Source organism: Uruburuella suis (assembly GCF_022870845.1).
In the GTDB taxonomy this organism is placed as follows: Bacteria; Pseudomonadota; Gammaproteobacteria; order Burkholderiales; family Neisseriaceae; genus Neisseria; species Neisseria suis.
In genome coordinates, this window is sequence record NZ_CP091507.1 from 810,284 (window position 1) to 827,348 (window position 17,065).

General features: G+C 51.7%; 14 protein-coding genes and 1 CRISPR repeat array. Of the genes, 1 reads left to right on the forward strand and 13 read right to left on the reverse strand.

Features of this window, described 5'->3' with window-relative positions:
* The 11 genes from cas2 to LVJ78_RS12460 form a co-directional block, all read right to left on the reverse strand.
* On the reverse strand, positions 1-315 hold the full coding sequence (cas2, locus tag LVJ78_RS03545; RefSeq protein ID WP_243650352.1) for a CRISPR-associated endonuclease Cas2: 315 nt from the start codon (positions 313-315) through the stop codon (positions 1-3).
* A 257-nt stretch (positions 316-572) separates the two neighbouring features.
* Positions 573-3,039: a CRISPR direct-repeat array (repeat unit 36 nt; unit sequence GTCTTAATCCCCGATTTGATGGGGCTTTTTTGAATT).
* A gap of 85 nt (positions 3,040-3,124) precedes the next feature.
* On the reverse strand, positions 3,125-4,072 hold the full coding sequence (gene cas6 / locus LVJ78_RS03550; RefSeq protein ID WP_132953984.1) for a CRISPR system precrRNA processing endoribonuclease RAMP protein Cas6: 948 nt from the start codon (positions 4,070-4,072) through the stop codon (positions 3,125-3,127).
* Positions 4,073-4,088: 16 nt separating this feature from the next.
* Positions 4,089-5,798, reverse strand: a complete 1,710-nt coding sequence (locus LVJ78_RS03555) for an RAMP superfamily CRISPR-associated protein (RefSeq protein WP_132953983.1) — start codon at positions 5,796-5,798, stop codon at positions 4,089-4,091.
* A gap of 50 nt (positions 5,799-5,848) precedes the next feature.
* Positions 5,849-6,784: a type III-A CRISPR-associated RAMP protein Csm4 gene (gene csm4, locus LVJ78_RS03560; protein ID WP_132953982.1), complete on the reverse strand. Its 936-nt coding sequence runs from the start codon at positions 6,782-6,784 to the stop codon at positions 5,849-5,851.
* A gap of 4 nt (positions 6,785-6,788) precedes the next feature.
* Complete coding sequence (csm3, locus tag LVJ78_RS03565) at positions 6,789-7,499, reverse strand: type III-A CRISPR-associated RAMP protein Csm3 (protein WP_132953981.1); 711 nt, start codon at positions 7,497-7,499, stop codon at positions 6,789-6,791.
* A 12-nt stretch (positions 7,500-7,511) separates the two neighbouring features.
* Positions 7,512-7,898, reverse strand: coding sequence for a type III-A CRISPR-associated protein Csm2 (csm2, locus tag LVJ78_RS03570; RefSeq protein WP_207894306.1), 387 nt, complete (start codon positions 7,896-7,898; stop codon positions 7,512-7,514).
* The gene (gene cas10 / locus LVJ78_RS03575; RefSeq protein ID WP_132953979.1) at positions 7,898-10,582 is read right to left on the reverse strand and encodes a type III-A CRISPR-associated protein Cas10/Csm1; all 2,685 of its coding nucleotides are present in this window, start codon (positions 10,580-10,582) and stop codon (positions 7,898-7,900) included. Before cas10 ends, csm2 begins: the two co-directional genes overlap by 1 nt.
* A 14-nt stretch (positions 10,583-10,596) precedes the next feature.
* Entirely contained in the window at positions 10,597-10,833 is a 237-nt protein-coding gene (locus LVJ78_RS03580; RefSeq protein WP_132953978.1) for a hypothetical protein, read from the reverse strand.
* A gap of 110 nt (positions 10,834-10,943) precedes the next feature.
* Positions 10,944-12,077 (reverse strand): aminotransferase class V-fold PLP-dependent enzyme, encoded by a 1,134-nt coding sequence (locus tag LVJ78_RS03585; protein ID WP_132953977.1) that lies wholly within the window; start codon positions 12,075-12,077, stop codon positions 10,944-10,946.
* Between the two features lie 305 nt (positions 12,078-12,382).
* On the reverse strand, positions 12,383-12,709 hold the full coding sequence (locus LVJ78_RS03590; RefSeq protein ID WP_132953976.1) for a hypothetical protein: 327 nt from the start codon (positions 12,707-12,709) through the stop codon (positions 12,383-12,385).
* 4 nt (positions 12,710-12,713) lie between these two features.
* The gene (locus LVJ78_RS12460; protein ID WP_279387854.1) at positions 12,714-12,839 is read right to left on the reverse strand and encodes a hypothetical protein; all 126 of its coding nucleotides are present in this window, start codon (positions 12,837-12,839) and stop codon (positions 12,714-12,716) included.
* A 224-nt stretch (positions 12,840-13,063) separates the two neighbouring features.
* On the opposite strand from LVJ78_RS12460, the gene LVJ78_RS03595 reads away from it, so the two are divergent.
* Entirely contained in the window at positions 13,064-15,079 is a 2,016-nt protein-coding gene (locus tag LVJ78_RS03595; protein ID WP_132953975.1) for an LTA synthase family protein, read from the forward strand.
* A gap of 87 nt (positions 15,080-15,166) precedes the next feature.
* On the opposite strand, the gene purM is transcribed toward LVJ78_RS03595, so the two are convergent.
* Positions 15,167-16,201 (reverse strand): phosphoribosylformylglycinamidine cyclo-ligase, encoded by a 1,035-nt coding sequence (gene purM, locus LVJ78_RS03600; RefSeq protein WP_132953974.1) that lies wholly within the window; start codon positions 16,199-16,201, stop codon positions 15,167-15,169.
* A gap of 396 nt (positions 16,202-16,597) precedes the next feature.
* Positions 16,598-17,065, reverse strand: a complete 468-nt coding sequence (locus LVJ78_RS03605) for an AAA-type ATPase lid domain-containing protein (protein WP_483368480.1) — start codon at positions 17,063-17,065, stop codon at positions 16,598-16,600.

Sequence of the window (17,065 nt, forward strand, 5' to 3'; positions counted from 1 at the left end):
CTATCCGATTACAAACGGCTCATAAGCCATACTTTTCGCACAACCATAAAAAAACGGCTGTGCCGATTCGCTCAAACGAACCACCTGCAGCCGGTCATTTTTGCCGAGTAAGGCCGGCAGCGTTGCACATAAAGCTGCCAATTCCCGCTCTGTTAACCAACATTCAAACAGCGACTTCTGCCCGCCCACCGCATAGCCGCGCAAAATTTCCCGCACCTGCCGCCGTGAACGGTTGCAGGAAATATCGTAAGCCCATAAATATAAATGCCTTTTCATCGCATCATTTCCTGAAAACCGGCAGCAAATAAACTGCATATCCACGATGATATGGCTTTATTTTGCCGTTCGCCAGCCATACAAATTTGTGAGATAAATGTTATCTGTATCAATTTGCCGGCTTTCTCTTTATCGGTGTTTTCAGGCCGTCTGAAAAAATAAAACATTAAAAACAAACAATTAAGTTCTAAATATTTCAGGCAGTTTGTTATTTCTTATAGAAGCGGCAATTAAAACTTGAACATTTTTAAAATTTAAGAATTTTAACCGGGCTGGCAGAAGAAACCGCCGCCCGAGTCTTAATCCCCGATTTGATGGGGCTTTTTTGAATTTTTAATCTTACCTCAGACGGAGTTAGTTTTCTGTCTTAATCCCCGATTTGATGGGGCTTTTTTGAATTGAATAGCGGCTTTTTTGATGGAGTAGAGCCAATGCGTCTTAATCCCCGATTTGATGGGGCTTTTTTGAATTCAAAAAGCTCACCGGCGCCAATCTTTTTCAGGTGTCTTAATCCCCGATTTGATGGGGCTTTTTTGAATTGCAAAATCACCGCCACCAGCACCGACGTGGCGTCTTAATCCCCGATTTGATGGGGCTTTTTTGAATTTGGCATTTGCGCCAATATTGGGCGGTGGCATGCGTCTTAATCCCCGATTTGATGGGGCTTTTTTGAATTACAAGATTTGTGCGACAAAAGAGAAACCGCATGGGGTCTTAATCCCCGATTTGATGGGGCTTTTTTGAATTGCAAAAACAATATGATGAAGATAAAAAATACCGGTCTTAATCCCCGATTTGATGGGGCTTTTTTGAATTCCTCGATGCGCGCGCGATAGGCAAGTGCATCGGGTCTTAATCCCCGATTTGATGGGGCTTTTTTGAATTTTTAAAACCAACCGTTAAAGAAGGGAATATAAAAGTCTTAATCCCCGATTTGATGGGGCTTTTTTGAATTGATAGGGCATAGCCTGCCATTCAGACGGCCTGCGTCTTAATCCCCGATTTGATGGGGCTTTTTTGAATTGCAACACAGGCCACTATTCGGCGGCCAGCAACGTCTTAATCCCCGATTTGATGGGGCTTTTTTGAATTTCGTCGGCACCCAAAACATAGCCGGGCTTCGGGTGTCTTAATCCCCGATTTGATGGGGCTTTTTTGAATTAGAAAATGGAATCAGTAAGTGCTGCTAAAGAATTACGTCTTAATCCCCGATTTGATGGGGCTTTTTTGAATTGGTAACTTTGGACGGTAGCAGCATCAACCACTACGTCTTAATCCCCGATTTGATGGGGCTTTTTTGAATTCCTACTGGGATACGGGTGAGGACGGGTATGATGTGTCTTAATCCCCGATTTGATGGGGCTTTTTTGAATTAAAAGAATATGGCGTTAAAGAAAACCAAATGCGTCTTAATCCCCGATTTGATGGGGCTTTTTTGAATTGCAAGCACACGAGCAGGCCAAGGGGCTTGATGCGTCTTAATCCCCGATTTGATGGGGCTTTTTTGAATTGTGAATCAACGGGAAAATACAACAATCCGCGCAGTCTTAATCCCCGATTTGATGGGGCTTTTTTGAATTGTCGCGCTTTAGGCCAATCGTAGACATCTTGATAGTCTTAATCCCCGATTTGATGGGGCTTTTTTGAATTCTATACCGACAGGATCTTAGAAGTAACTTTGGAGTCTTAATCCCCGATTTGATGGGGCTTTTTTGAATTCAGGAGCTAGCGCTGGAGGGTTTGACGCTCTATGTCTTAATCCCCGATTTGATGGGGCTTTTTTGAATTGCCGAGATGTACATCAATGGAGAGCCCGTGACGTCTTAATCCCCGATTTGATGGGGCTTTTTTGAATTCTACAGCCGCTAAGGCAGCGCCTAAAGCGCCTAAGTCTTAATCCCCGATTTGATGGGGCTTTTTTGAATTTTACGCGTATTCGTGTGACCGTCACGGCCACATTTGTCTTAATCCCCGATTTGATGGGGCTTTTTTGAATTTTATGACAACATGGAATACCGCCTGAAACCCGAGGTCTTAATCCCCGATTTGATGGGGCTTTTTTGAATTCCATAAGAACGTTTCAGTTGAAACGGATGTCACAGTCTTAATCCCCGATTTGATGGAGCTTTTTTGAATTTGAACGCAAAAAGCAACCCGAAATATTGACCGAGTCTTAATCCCCGATTTGATGGGGCTTTTTTGAATTTGAACGCTTGCTGGAGGCTGCGAAGGAAGTACTCGTCTTAATCCCCGATTTGATGGGGCTTTTTTGAATTCTTAATTATCGAGTAGAGCCATGAGTAAAACAGTCTTAATCCCCGATTTGATGGGGCTTTTTTGAATTTTCATATAGTTATATGGGTGAAGACGGGTATGATGTCTTAATCCCCGATTTGATGGGGCTTTTTTGAATTATAGGCCGCGCCGCATGAGCAAAACCATCAAAATGTCTTAATCCCCGATTTGATGGGGCTTTTTTGAATTGAAATCGAAGATGCGAAATGGGAATGGCGCAACCGTCTTAATCCCCGATTTGATGGGGCTTTTTTGAATTGTATGGCAATGCGCTGGTGTATGACAATGCGCGGTCTTAATCCCCGATTTGATGGGGCTTTTTTGAATTCGAAGTGCGACAGAAAGAACGGTAGTCGTGCAGTAGTCTTAATCCCCGATTTGATGGGGCTTTTTTGAATTTCCAAGCACTACCTGCCTGAGGGTGTAGCGGAGGTCTTAATCCCCGATTTGATGGGGCTTTTTTGAATTAGCAGGGCGTGGTTTTGTTTAGATTAATCAAAAGGTTGAAAATGCTGTTTCCGGACTTTTCTGTCTTAATAAAGCTAATCATGATTTAACCATCGCTTAACTGATAACGGCCGAGGCCGAATACGGTTTCTTTGCCGATGTGCAGCCATTGGCCGATATGCAGCAATTGGGCGAATTCTAGCGGCAAATGGTCAAACCGCCAAGTGCCGGTGATGCCGCCGAGGGTTATGGCTTGTTGTTGGCGGTTGGAATAGCGGCTCCAGTCGCGCCATTGTAATTCGCCGGTGGCGCTGACTGTGGCGGCTGCGCGGCTCAGGTGCGGGAAATCGGCATTGAGCGGCTGTGCCCAGTGTTCGGTGGCGATGGCGGAGGTGCGCCGCATGAGTTGGCGCAGAAGGATGTCGGCGCTGATGCGGTGTATGCCCAATACGCTGTTTTTGCTTTGCAGGCGCATGGGGGTGCGGATATGCAGGGTGGCTGCGGTGGGATAGCGTTCGGGCAGAATCAGGCTGTTGGCGTGCTCCTGAATTCGGCCGTCTGAAAATACCGGCTGCCAGCCTTGTGCGGTTTCGATATCGATGTGTTGCAAGCTGCCACGCCCTTTGATTGCGCCGATGCCGCGCTCGAATGCTTGGGCAAAAGCGAAGGCAATCAGGGGCAGTTGCGCTCGGGCACCTCCGATCAGCACAAGGTTGAAATGGTAGGTTTCACCGCTTTTATAATGATATTTGCCATCTTCAGGGGCTTCGATAATGTAGGGCTGCGGCGGATTTTGGCTTTTGCTTTTGCCGAGTGCGGGGTTGGGCGGGGTGGCGAAAATGCGGCTGTAGGGGCAGCTTTGCAGCAGCGGGCAGCCGCTGCATTCTTTTTGCCGGGTCATGCAGGCAAGGCGGCGCAGGGCATGTCCGAATACGCCGCGAAGGGTGGAGCCGGCATATTCGGGCAGACGCATTTCGCTTTCCAGCGCAAAGCCGAAACGGTAACGGGCGATGGGCAGCTCGGCGGGGAGGTTGAGGGGGTTTTTAGGGTTCATGGTTTTCAGACGGCCTTTATTCACCGCGCAGTTGTTTTAACATGGCTTTGATTTCTTTTTCACGCTTGTTGATAAAAAAGCCTCGTTTGAGATTTTCCAGTTTTTTGAACGAGAAGGCGGTGGCGATTTGCTGCTTGCTGTTGTCATCCATCTCGGCGGTGGCTTGTTCCCATGCGGTTTTCAGTTGGTTGAAAAAAACGTTGCTGGCGGTGTCGTTGCGGGGGTCGAACGGGAAGTCCCGCAGCTTTTGCGTCCAGTCGGCAATCAGGCGGTCGGCGGGTTTCATGGCGGCCAGCTCGGCTGCGTGAGCGGCGGCAGCGGCTTGTTCGGCGGCGGCCTGTTCGATTTTGGCACGCTCGGCAGCTTCGGCTTCTGCGCGGATGGCGGCTTTCTGAGCGGCTGCGGCTTGTTTTCGTTCGTGCAGCTTGGCTTGCAGGGCTTGAATGTCGTTCAAATGGCTGCTGTTTTGTTGACACCAGTTTTGCAGGGCGGCATTGCCGCCTTGCGGGTCGATTTCAACCAATGCCCAGCCAAACGGTAACAAGCCGTGGGTTTCGGTGGCGGCTTGAGCGGCCAGCCACACGGTTTTGGTGTGTTGCTGAAAACTGCTGCGTTGTCTGCCGGTCTCCGGATCTTTGCCTTCGTTGATTTTAATTTGTGCCAAGCCGCTCAGGGTTTTGCTTTCTGCACCGCCATGTTTGCCCAGTCGCACCAACATGATTTCGCCATCGTCTAACTGCGGCTTCAATGCAGCCAGCAGATTGCGGGTGTGTTGCAGCCATTCCGGATGAATCAGGCCGCGCTCGTCGAGCAGCCTGTTTTCGGCTTCAAAGCGTTTGAGATGATAGCGGTTGGCATTTTGGGCGATTTGTTGCAGGTTTTGTAGTGGTGTTTTGGGCAGGCTTGCATTGGGCTGTTTGATAGGTGGGTTATGCGCCAACAGCAGTCTTTGCAGGGTGCAGCTTCCGCCAAATGCGCGGTATTGACCGTGTTGGATGGTTTCGCGGCGGCCGGTCACACCTTTGGCCTGCACAATAATTTTGTTGCCATTGCCATCTAAAACAAAAACACCATCTATATCGCGTTTATAAACGATGTGCTTTTTCTTATTAACCGCATATTGGATTTGGGTGGCGATAGTGCCGTTTGCCGTAAAATCGGCAGTTTTGAGCAGACGCAGGCCGTCTGAAGCGAAGCTGCCAAGCAATTCGGTTTCATAATGGGCGGCATCGTTTTGTCTGGGTCTGCCTTTGCTGTAAGGCTGCTTTTCGGCCAGTTGGTCAAGCCAGGCGGTGCGCAGGCAGCCTTTGAGCGCACTGCCGGGGATATAGGGCTGGTGGTTGACGGGATTGACGGCGGTGCGCTCAATTATAAAACTATTGCCCACTTTTTGACCGCTCTGCTCGCGGTTGGCCACTTTGCCCAGTTTCTCATATTCGCTTGCCAAGGCGCTGCTTACCCCCACAATTTTGTAGGCGCAATCGGCAAATGTGCTGCCGTGCTTTTTGAAGTAATTCTGTATCGCCAAGGTGTCGCCGCGCTGGGCCGTTTGCAGCAGTTCGTTGCGCTGCTGCGGGGTAAGCGCAGCTTGCGACGGATCAAAGGCATACAGTGCGCCGTCTGAAATCACGTAATTGGTTGGCTCGTAGTCTTCGCCTGTGCCTAAATGCAGCGGCGATAAGGGGGTGAGATACAGTTGGTGGTTTTGTAGAAAATTTTGCGGCATGATGCGCTCCGTTTTTTCTTCTAGGCCGTCTGAAAGCAGCGGTTTAGTTTTTATTTATCGGTTTCAAGCGTAAAGGCGATCGCGGGGGCATAGCCTTGCTGCACAGCTTGCGGCTGGCTTTTGGAAATGCCTGTTATCCCTTGCCCGACATAATGGCCGTCTGAAACCGCGCCGCTGAATACTGCGCCGGTTTGCGCCATCAATACAGGCTGTTTGAACGGCTGCCCGGCGGTGGCCTGCACATTGCCGTGGCGGCCGAATCGGGTTTGGGTGTGGTAATAGCTGCGCTCGGCATTGTAGCCCAGGTCTTGCGGGCAACTGTTGGCAAGGGTGAACACGGCGTTGTCTTTTGCGTGGCGTTTAAATAAATCGGTGGCTTCAAGGCTGATGATGCGGTATTTGCCCAGCCCTGCGCCCGCATCGCGTCCGTAGCCGCTCAATCCGATATTTTCCAATATTTGTTGCAACTGCGCAGCGTTCAGACGGCCTTCGTCCAGCAGCAGGTAAATCTGCCAGTCATGCTCTGCGGCATACCAGATTTGCTCGCTTTCATACGGGACAAACTGCCCGCCCGCGCCGGTGGTGTGGGTTTGGCGGTTGAGGCTGTTGTGCGGCTGGCTGTGGCGGCTGATAAGGTGCGGGGCAAGTTCATGGTTGCTTTTAGCCTGCATCTGCCAGCGGCGGCTGCTTTCTGCCAAAGCGGTTTCAGGCAGCCATTGGCGTTTTTTGAGCTTTTTGCGGTCGGTTTCTCCATCTTGCTGCCAGTAGGCCGACGGCAGGGTAGGCAGCGGCAGATGGTCTTTGGGCAAGGCATCGGAAACAATCAGAAACGGGCGCTTGTCGGTATAGCCTTGCAGGCATTGCTCGAGCCGCGTTTCGCCGTATTGCTCGACGATGCCCCAGCAGATTTGCCCGAACAGGGTGTCGCCCACCAGCGGCGTGCCGAAGGCGGTTTCGGGTTGGATAATCAATCGGTATGCTTGCATAATGTTATTTCGCAAAAGGTTGGATGGCGGCAAAGCATGAGCTGATGTCTTCGCCATTGCGCGTGATCGCGGTAAAGGCCACTTTGCCGTAGCCGCGCGAACCGTTGCCGCCAAGGCTGTCCCATTCCAAGAGTTTCAAGCCTTGCAGCAGGGTGTCGAACAGGGCTTTGTCATCGCCGTCGAATTCTTTAATGGTGAGCTTGAAGTCGAATCGGGCACCGGCGGGCACGCGCTCGGTTTGGCGCGGGTCTTGGGCTGTTCCGGCGATGCGGTTGATGCGGTTTTCGCTTTTGGCTTCGGTGAGCGGCAGGTTGTCTTCGCGAAGTCGGTCGGCATAGTCTTTATTCAAGGGGCAATCCCAAAAGGATACGCGGGTGTGGCCGATTTCTTTTTGAAAGTCTTCGTTTTGGGTGTCGCCGCTGATGCCGAACAGCTGCAAAATGGCTTTAACGGCTTGCTGTTGTTCGTTTTGGGCGCGGTCGTATTCTGTTTTGCCCAGCGGAGCTTCCTGCACTGCGCCGCTTTTCCATTCGAGCAGGCTGCGGATTTTGCCTTTCAGGCTGCTGCCGGGAATATAAGGCTCGCCGCTGACGGGATGCTTGATGACTTCGTTGTCGATGCCGCCGATGTGGATTTCGCTGTCGCCGCCGCCGATGTGCAGGCCGGTTTCTAAAATCAGGGTGGCTTCAAGAATGTGGATATTGGTTAATTGCATGATGTTCTCCGGTTATTTTTTCTCTTCGTTGGCTTTGCGGAAACCGAGCACGGCTTCAAAAAACAGTTTGGCGTTTTTCAGGCTGTCGGGGCTGTGGATTTGGCCGATGATTTGGTTGAAAACGTCAACAAAATTATCGTCCACATGTTTTCGCCCTTTGGAATAAGCGGCTTTGGCTTTCAGCATTTGAATAAACGGGGCCGCGTTTTGATAGGCTTCTTCGCGTGAGGCTGCCTGAAACACTTTGTCGTGCCACATGGTCAGCTCATCGTAGAATTTACGCAGTTGGGTGGATTTGTTTTTATCCTTATTCTGGCTGATATGTTCGGCAGCATTTCTGGCAGTGTCGCTGAAAATATCAATTTCCAGCTTGTCCAGTTTGATCTTATTCAGTTCCATTATTTTGCCCTCAGTAGGTAGAAGTGGTTAAACAGGGGAATGCGGTATTTCGCACCCAATTTCCCAATGCCGTTTTGGTAAAAGGCTTCGGTAAGCCGGGCATAGCCGTTGTTTTTGTCGGTCATGTTTTTGCTGTCGTTTACGTGGCGGCGGATGCGGTAGGCAAAGCGGCTGCGCCACATGCCGGCGGCGATATTGCCGCTTTTTTCTGCTTCTGCCTGTTCGCTAAATTGCAGCATATTGTAGATAAATCCGGTGCTTAATCCGTAGTCTTCTCTCAGACGGCCTATCCGTTCAAAGGCCGTCTGAATATCGCCCCATTGCTGCCACGATACAGTTTGCCCATAGAGGCATATGCTGTTTTTGCTGCCGTATCCTTTGGTGGCTTCCTGTTTGTTTTCCGGATAGGCTTTGGCGGCTTCCAGCGCTTCTTCGGCATAAGCCGACAGCTTGCCTACGGGCAGGCCGGGCTTGGTCACGGCAATGCCTGCGCTGAATGTGATGCCTGAATTGCCTGCCACATAATCAGCAAAGCGCATGCGCATATCGGCAGCCAGCTTTTGGGTTTGCAGCCACGGGCCGATAAGGAAAAAGTCATCGCCGCCGGCAAATACAGTGTAGGTGTTGGGATAACATTCGGCGCAATAGGCGGGCAGCCACAGGCTGAAAAAGTGGTTCATCTGCCGCGACAAGGCGGCCATTTTGGCAAAAGTCGGCTCACTCAAGCCTTGCTGGAAAATATTGCCAAGGTTGTCGACATCGCCTTTGAGCGCGGCAATGGCTACTTTGCCGGCAAAGGTGTCGCCGTTTTCTGTGTGTCGTTCTTCGCAGGCCAGATGGCTGAAGGTTTTCGGGCTGCTTTCGCGCACTTCTTCTGCATCTTCCGTGTCTTTAACGGGCGCGTATTTGTTGCACGGCCATTCATCAACTTCGCTAAAGTGCGGCACATAGGCATTGATATAACGCCGCGCATAGCCGTGCCATAAGGTATCGCGGATGTTTTGCGGCAGGCTGAAATCCCAAAAGCGCAACAGGCTGCCCGCTCTAGCTTGGTTGCCGAACTTGCCGCTGATGTCTTGCTCTTCGGTAAAGGCCACGGTAAAGCCGAATATCGGCAGCTTGAGCTTGCGGGTATGAACACCGTCTGAAACCTCATCTGCACCATCCAGCACCATCAGGCGCTCTTTGTGGGTAAGCTCGCTGCCTAAATCGATTTGATCTTGTGAAAGGCGGGAAACAGCATGATTTTTTTCACCTTCCTCACCCGGCAGTTGCTGGTTATAAAGGCAAACACCTTTTTCATAATCGGTATTCAACACGGCAGGCGCTGCGCCGGTTAAATTGAAGCGTTGCAATTTGGCCTGTTCCAACACTTCAAAAGACTGTTTGACCAGTGCCTTGAAACGCTTTTTATCAACAAAATCGCTGCAAGCGGCGGGTTGGGTTGCCAGGCCCAGGGCCACTTGGCCGAGGCTGTGTTGCAAAAACCACTGGTTAATCTCTGTGCGCACTTTTGTTACAGCCTCGCGCACTTCAGCAGTATTGGGCGCAACAATCATAAATTTGCCCGCTGCATTGAGAATCTGCGAAGTCGGCGGCAAGGCGCAGGCGCGCAATACTTTCAGTGCAGCCAGTTCGGCAAACAGAGAAACTTGGAACGAACGTCCGCGCAGGAGTTTGGCCGCTTTTTTATTGGTTTGGCTGCCTGAGGCAAAGATAAAATTTTGAATGCCGAAAAAGTCGCCCTGTATCAACAGGATTTTTTGTTCGTCCCAATCGCTGCGACTTTTGAGTGCGGAAACAGCATCGACATCGGTTTTCCCTTCCGCTTCGTGCCAGCGCCATAGAGCAGCCGCCAACGCGGCGGTGGTTTTACTGTGGTCATACAGCGATACCTCGGGTTTCATGCCAAATGCGGTTGCCGCAGGAATAGCCTGGGTGTAGGTTTGCCATAGGGTATCGAAATGATCCAGCCATAAATTCCAGTTGCTGCGGTGTGAAGCCGGAATGCGTTTCAAATTGTGTAGAAAATCCTGCCATAAGTCGCGGTATGCCTTTTGCGCCTGTGCGTTATCAGCCGGCTCGGCGGTGTCGCGCCATTGCGGGAAAATGGCTTCGGGCGATAGGGGCTTGAGCGGATAGCAGTAATCCAATCCGGCATTTTCAGACGGCCTCACTTCACCATTTAAGGAAATTTGTTCAAACAGGGTCAGCAAGCGCGCCTGATCATGGTTTTTACCGGTTTTGCTTTTGGGATTAAGGCCTTGGTTACCGTCGGTTTGGTTGTGCCGCTCGAATTCTTCCCGCTCGAAACCGGAAGCCACGCGCTCGGCTGTGGCGATAATCCATTGCAGAAAGGTGTCGGGCTTGTGGTGCATGGCCGAGGCATTGAGCAGCGAATCGGTTTTGTCTTCACCCGCTTGACGGCCGGCAAACGGATACATATCGCCGCGCACCAAATCCGGCGCATGCCGCTCTAGAATATCCCATGCCAACGCAGTGTAGGCGGCATGCTTGTGGGTGTGGATATCAGATGGTTTGCCATCGGCAAACTTTCCCGGACAATACATCCGGATATAGGTTTGCAACGTTTCATCCGGCACTTCCGGCCGGGCGCGCTCGGCAAATTTGCCCAAACCATACAGATAGACAGCAAAAGCAACTTTGGCGGTGGCATAATGCATAGAAATACTCCGCTTCACTTAATGTTAAATTGAATTAATTTTGGAACTTTTATACAGTTTATCAAAACATATACACTTTTTGCCGTCTTACAAATTTGTGTATTTTTAGAAGCTTTCATTTCAACTAAAATACCCGGCTCAAAAAATAACCCCGCTGCCTTGCCGTATCCGTATTGTCTTCGGTTTACTGCCTTGGCAGCTTGTTTTTGAATTGGTAGATTGGTATAAGACGGCGGTGCGGGAACAGCCATGTATACGATTACGGCCTGCGGCCTAATCGTACTTGTGTTGAAGAACAGTAGAAACAACAATATATCAGGCCGTCTGAAACGTTTCAGACGGCCTGTTTGCAGTATTGGCTTTAAGCGTTTTCCACCCGCGCCAAAATATCGGCAAATGCGGCCACGGTGCGCTCGATGTTTTGCAGCTTGTCCAAGCCGAAAAGGCCTAAGCGGAAGGTGGAAAAATCGCTGCGTTCGCCGCATTGCAGCGGCACGCCGGCGGCAATCTGCATGCCTTGTGCGGCAAAAGCTTTGCCGTTTTGGATTTCGGGATGGGTGGTGTAGCTCACCACCACGCCGGGGGCTTCGAAGCCGGCCGCGGCCACGCTGGGGAAGCCTTGTGCGGCCAAGAGTGCGCGCATTTTTGCGCCCAATTCGGTTTGTGCGGCTTTGAGCTTATCGAAACCGATGGCTTCGGCTTCCTGCATCACCTCGCGCAAAATCAGAAGCGCATCGGTGGGCATGGTGGCGTGATAGGCGTGGCCGCCGTTTTCAAAAGCGGCCATGATGGCGAGCCATTTTTTCAAATCGAGCGAGAAGCTGTCGGATTCAGTGGCTTGCACTTTTTGATAAGCGGCTTCGCTCAGCATCACCAGGCCGCAGCAGGGAGAGCCGCTCCAGCCTTTTTGCGGCGCGGAAATCAACACATCAATACCGAGCTTTTGCATATCAAGCCAGATGCAGCCCGAGGCGATGCAGTCGATGACGAGTAAGCCGCCCACGGCGTGCACGGCTTTAGCGAGCGCTTGAATATAATCGTCGGGCAACATAATGCCCGAGGCGGTTTCCACATGTGGGGCAAACACCACGGCAGGGCGGTATTCGGCGATGGCAGCGGCCACTTCTTCGATTGGCGCGGGCGCAAACGGCGCTTGCGCTTCGTCGGCCTGGCGGGCGGTGAACACGCGCGTGTCTGCGGCGATGCGGCCTTGCTCGAGAATCTGCGTCCAGCGGAAGCTGAAAAAGCCGTTGCGGATAATCAGGCATTTTTCATCTCGCGCCAATTGTCGGGCCACGGCTTCCATGCCCGACGTGCCGCTGCCGGGCACCACGGCGGCATAATCGGCACCATACACTTTTTTCAGCGTGGCGGAAATTTCGCGCAAGGCCGTCTGAAACTTTTGCGACATGTGGTTGAGGGCGCGGTCGGTGTAAACCACGGAATATTCGAGCAGGCCGTGTTCATCGATTTCGGGGCGGGGCAGGGTGGTCATGCAGTTTCTCCGTTTGTTGTGGTGTGTGGCGGATATTAGCATTATTGCGGATAAGCTTAAAGGCCGTCTGAACGGGTTTTCAGACGACCTTGTTGATTCGGCAATTAAATATTGAACATTTTCAGATACCGGCAAACAAGCCTTTGGCTTGTTGCCCTCTCCCTAGCCCTCTCCCACGGGAGAGGGAACAGGTTTCTGCTGCGGGCAAGAGGATGTGAATATTCAATAATTAGTTGCCGTATCTATAGGGTCTGTTCACATTTCATCACGCGGCAATGTTTTGGCTCAAAACTCGCCTGCTGTGCTCAAATCAGCTTTTTCAGCGTTTCATGTTCGCGCTTGATGGCGGCGATGGCTTGGTCGTAGCGGTGCATGCGCCGCAGCGAGCGGATAATCAGGTAGGCGGAAAAGGCAATCAGCAGCAGATTGATGCTGCTCACCAGCGCCAAAAGCGGCCACACATGGGTGATTTCGTAATATTTGGAGGTGGCAATCAGGGCGCTGAAAATGGAGAGCGGCAGCGCCAGCATGGCAATGCCGGTGCGCATCACCGAGAGCGAGGTGCGCTTTTCAGAGAGCAAAAGCTGCACTTGGTTGATGCTGAGAATGTCGGATTGGTTGTGTTTGTTCATTGGCTTATTTGGCCAGTGCTTTGGCTTGGGCAAAGTCGATTTCACCGGCGCGGTATTGCGCCCAATGTCGGGTAACGTAATCGCTCATGGCTTGTTGGTGTTCGGCTTGGGTGTGTTTGAGGATGCTCATTGCAGTATTGTCTTTCAAATACTGTAAACAACGCTAGAATTTCCTACACTATTTTCGGCTCGCCGCCTTGTTATCTTATTTTTTTAGAATTGGTATTATTTGCCGCTGTCGGGCGGATGATAAATGTCAGTATAATGTGCCGCTTGATGATATACGGTAAGCCTGAGGCCGTCTGAAAGCTCGGGCTGTTATTTAAAGCTCGGGCTGTTATTTGAGGATGGGAAATGCGGTATTTATTTTATAAAAAATGGTTGGTGCAATGGCTGGCGGTGTTTTTGCTGTCGTTGCTGATTTTGGGGCTGGGGCGTGCTTTTTTATTTTACCGCTATGTGTCGGATACGGTGAAAAACGAATATGCGGCCGATGTTTTTGCTATGTTTTTCAAGGGATTGCAGTTTGATATTAAAATCAGTGCCATTGTTGTGGCTTTGCCTTTGTTGTTGGGGGCGGCCTGTTTGGCAACTGTGAAATCGGCTGCCTGGTTTGACCGCCATCAAAACAAGCTGTTGCTCGGGCTTTTGTTGTTGCTGCTCACTGCAACGGTGGCGAATGTGTTCTATTTCGGGGTTTATGAGCGCCAGTTTGATGTGTTTGTGTTCGGATTGGTCGATGAGGACCCTGCGGCGGTGTTGAAAACCATGTGGTCTGACTTCCCTGTTTTAAGCGTATTGCTGGGCTTGGCTGTGGTCGGGGGGGCGGGGTACAAGCTGCTTTCCCGCGTGCGTTTGCGGGCAGGAGAGCGTGTCCGGCAGACGGACGGCCTTTGGCTGAAAGCTGTTTTGGCGGTGTTGCCGCTATTGTTGCTGGCGGCGGGCATTCGCGGCTCGATGGGTAAGTTTCCTTTACGGCAGGATTCGGCACAGATTTCTGCGGCATCGCAACTCAACAGATTGGTGCCCAATGCTTTGATTTCCTTGGATTGGGCGCGTAAAGAATATAAGAACAGCGGCTCTTTTGATGAGGTTTCTGATGAAGACGGAATCAAGCTTATCAGCCGTTTGCAGGGCAAGCCGGCGGCATCGGCGGCGTTGTCGCAATTTGTGGTAAAAACACCGCATAACGCTGCGGTGGAGGCGCACCGCCCGAATGTGGCGTTGGCGGTGATGGAAAGTATGGGCAGCCATCTCTTGCAGTTGGATACGCCGCAGCGTGATTTGATGGGCGCATTGGCACCGCACTTTAAGCAAGATTGGGTGTTCCGCAAATTTGTTTCCGAGGGCGACGGCACCAGCGATTCGCTGCACCGCTTTTTTGTGCGCAGTCCCAAGCTGAATTTGAGCCAATCTACAGCGAAAAATAAATCATTCATCAGCAATATGTTCAAGCCCTACCATGATGCAGGTTACCGCACGATGTATATTACGGCGGGTAACGGTGGCTGGCGCGATTTCAATAATTTTCTCACGCATTTGGGTGTAGATGATTTTGTGGATGAGAATACGCTGAAAGCCCGCTATCCCGAAGCGAAATCAGATACTTGGGGCGTGCCGGACGAATATATGTTCCGTTATGCGGCAGAGGTGTTGGCCGAAGCGGAGCAAAGCGGCAAACCGGTGTTTGTGATGATGATGTCGATGACCAATCATCCGCCTTATAAATTGCCTGCGCCGCATCAACGCTTGGCCTTTAAGTTGGACAACCAAGAGCAAAGCCGTTTGAGCCAGTTGGCGACAGGTGAAGCGTTAAATGAAATTCTGAACACGTTCCGCTACAGCAATGACCAATTGGGGCGCTTTATCAGCGAAGTGAAACAACACGCGCCGCATACGGTGATTGCGGCCACGGGCGACCACAATATGCGCGCCATCGGCTATCCCGAGCCCAACGAAACGGCGCTGGGGCACGCTGTGCCGTTTTATCTGTATGTGCCGCCCGAATACCGCAACGAAGCGGTTTACAGGCCCCAACGGGCAGGCTCGCATAAAGATGTGATGCCGACCTTGTATGCGCTTTCCTTATCCGAGCGCGATTATTATCAAAACGGCTGCAATCTGGTGGCGGCAGAACCCTCTTCACCGTGGTGCGGTTATGGCTACAATAGCGAGGTGTTGTTGACGGAACACGGCTTTTTCAATTTGAGCAGCCGCGAATACCGGCGTTGGCAAAACAGCGCGGATTTGCGTGCGGAAGCCAAAGCGGAAGCGCCGACGGCCGACGAGCAGGCTTTGATCGATAAAGGCAGCGCATATGCCGACTTTCTAAATTGGCAGCTCAACCGGATGGTAACGCAGCAGATGTAAAATAATCAGGCCGTCTGAAACAAGTTTTACAGCACAATTCAAAATTGCTGTAAAACTTGTTTCAGACGGCCTGATTGATGTTGATTGTTAAACAACTTGGGTTTGGTGCTCGTCGCCTACGCGGCTGCGGATTTCGCCCAAGCGATACACGGTTTCGCCTTGTCCGGCCAAGAATGCCTGCACGGCTTCGGCATCTTCGGCGGCGACAATCACCACCATGCCGATGCCGCAATTGAAGGTGCGGTACATTTCTTGAGTTTCGACATTGCCGCCTTGTTGCAGCCATTGGAACAACTTCGGCAACGGCCACGCTTTGGCATCGATTTGGGCAACGGTGTTTTCGGGCAGCACACGCGGCACGTTTTCGGTGATGCCGCCGCCGGTGATGTGCGCCATGCCTTTGATGGTGAATTGTTTGAGCGCGGCCAGAATCGGCTTCACATAAAGGCGGGTGGGCGCGATGATGGCTTGACGCAGGGTTTGGCCGTTGTCGAATTCGGCATCCAAATCGGGCTGGTCGCGTTCGATGATTTTACGCACGAGCGAATAGCCGTTGGAATGGGCGCCGTTGGAGGCCAAGCCCAGCACCACATCGCCGGGCACGATGCTGCGCCCGTTGATTACTTGGTCTTTTTCCACCACGCCCACGGCAAAGCCCGCCAAATCGTATTCGCCCTCGGGATACATGCCGGGCATTTCGGCGGTTTCGCCGCCAATCAGCGCGCAGCCCGATTCTTCGCAGCCGGCGGCAATGCCTTTAATCACATCGGTGGCGCGCGCCACATCGAGTTTGCCGCAGGCGAAATAATCGAGGAAAAACAAAGGCTCTGCGCCTTGCACGAGAATATCGTTTACGCTCATGGCCACTAAATCAATGCCCACGGTGTCGTGTTTGTCCCAATCGAAAGCGAGTTTGAGTTTGGTGCCCACGCCGTCGGTGCCCGACACCAGCACCGGGTTGCGGTATTTTTTGCTGATTTCCACCAGCGCGCCGAAGCCGCCCAAATCGCCCAGCACTTCGGGGCGCATGGTGCGCTTGGCAAAAGGTTTGATGTTTTCAACCAATTGGTCGCCCGCGTCGATATCGACACCGGCATCGCGGTAGCTCAGTGAATTGCTCATTTTAAACAAGGCCTTTTCGGTCAGGTGGAATCGGGCGTATTTTACCCGATTTCGCTGCGGCTTTGCGCTTGGCGGGGAAATTATTTCAGACGGCCTGAGGTTGGGTTTTTAAGGAGGCTCTGAAAAACGCCGGCGCAATGCGTTATTCAGCGCTTCTTTGAGTGCAATATTGGGAAGCGGCAGGCTTGGGTTTGGCAAAGGCCGTCTGAAAACTTTTCAGACGGCCTTTCAATATAGTGGAATGAAAGAAAAACTTATACAGGCGCATGTAGCAAGCCATATGCAGAAGCCGTTTAAACCGCGTGCGTGGCTGCGCCACACACCCTACACATGATGCTAAATTTCTTATTTTTGTATAAGTTTTTCATTCATTTAACTATATCATGCAATGGCGGTTTAGGGATTGAGATCTTCCTGCCGGTATTTTTTCAACTGATAAGCGAGCGTGGGGCGGCTGATGCCGAGCTTGCGGGCGGCATCGGAAATATTGCCGCCGCTTTGTTTGATGGCGGCGAGCATGATTTGCTCGTTCCATTTATCGAGGTTGAAATCGGTTTCGAGCAGGTTTTGGATATAGGCTTCGTTGCTGCTGCCGGCCGGGGCGCTGGCCAAGGTGCCTGCTTGGGCGGAAATGGCTAGGAGGGCGGGCGCGGCGGCGAGGCCGGCAAACAGGGCTTCGGCTTGGATGGGGCGGTTGTGGTCGGTGAGAATCACGCCGCGCTCGATCACGTTTTCCAGCTCGCGGATATTGCCCGGCCACGGGTGGTTGAGCAGCAGCTCGCGGCCGTAGTCGCTGATGCCGGGGATGTTTTTCTGATAAAGCGCGGTGTATTTTTTCAGAAAATATTGAATCAGCAGCGGAAT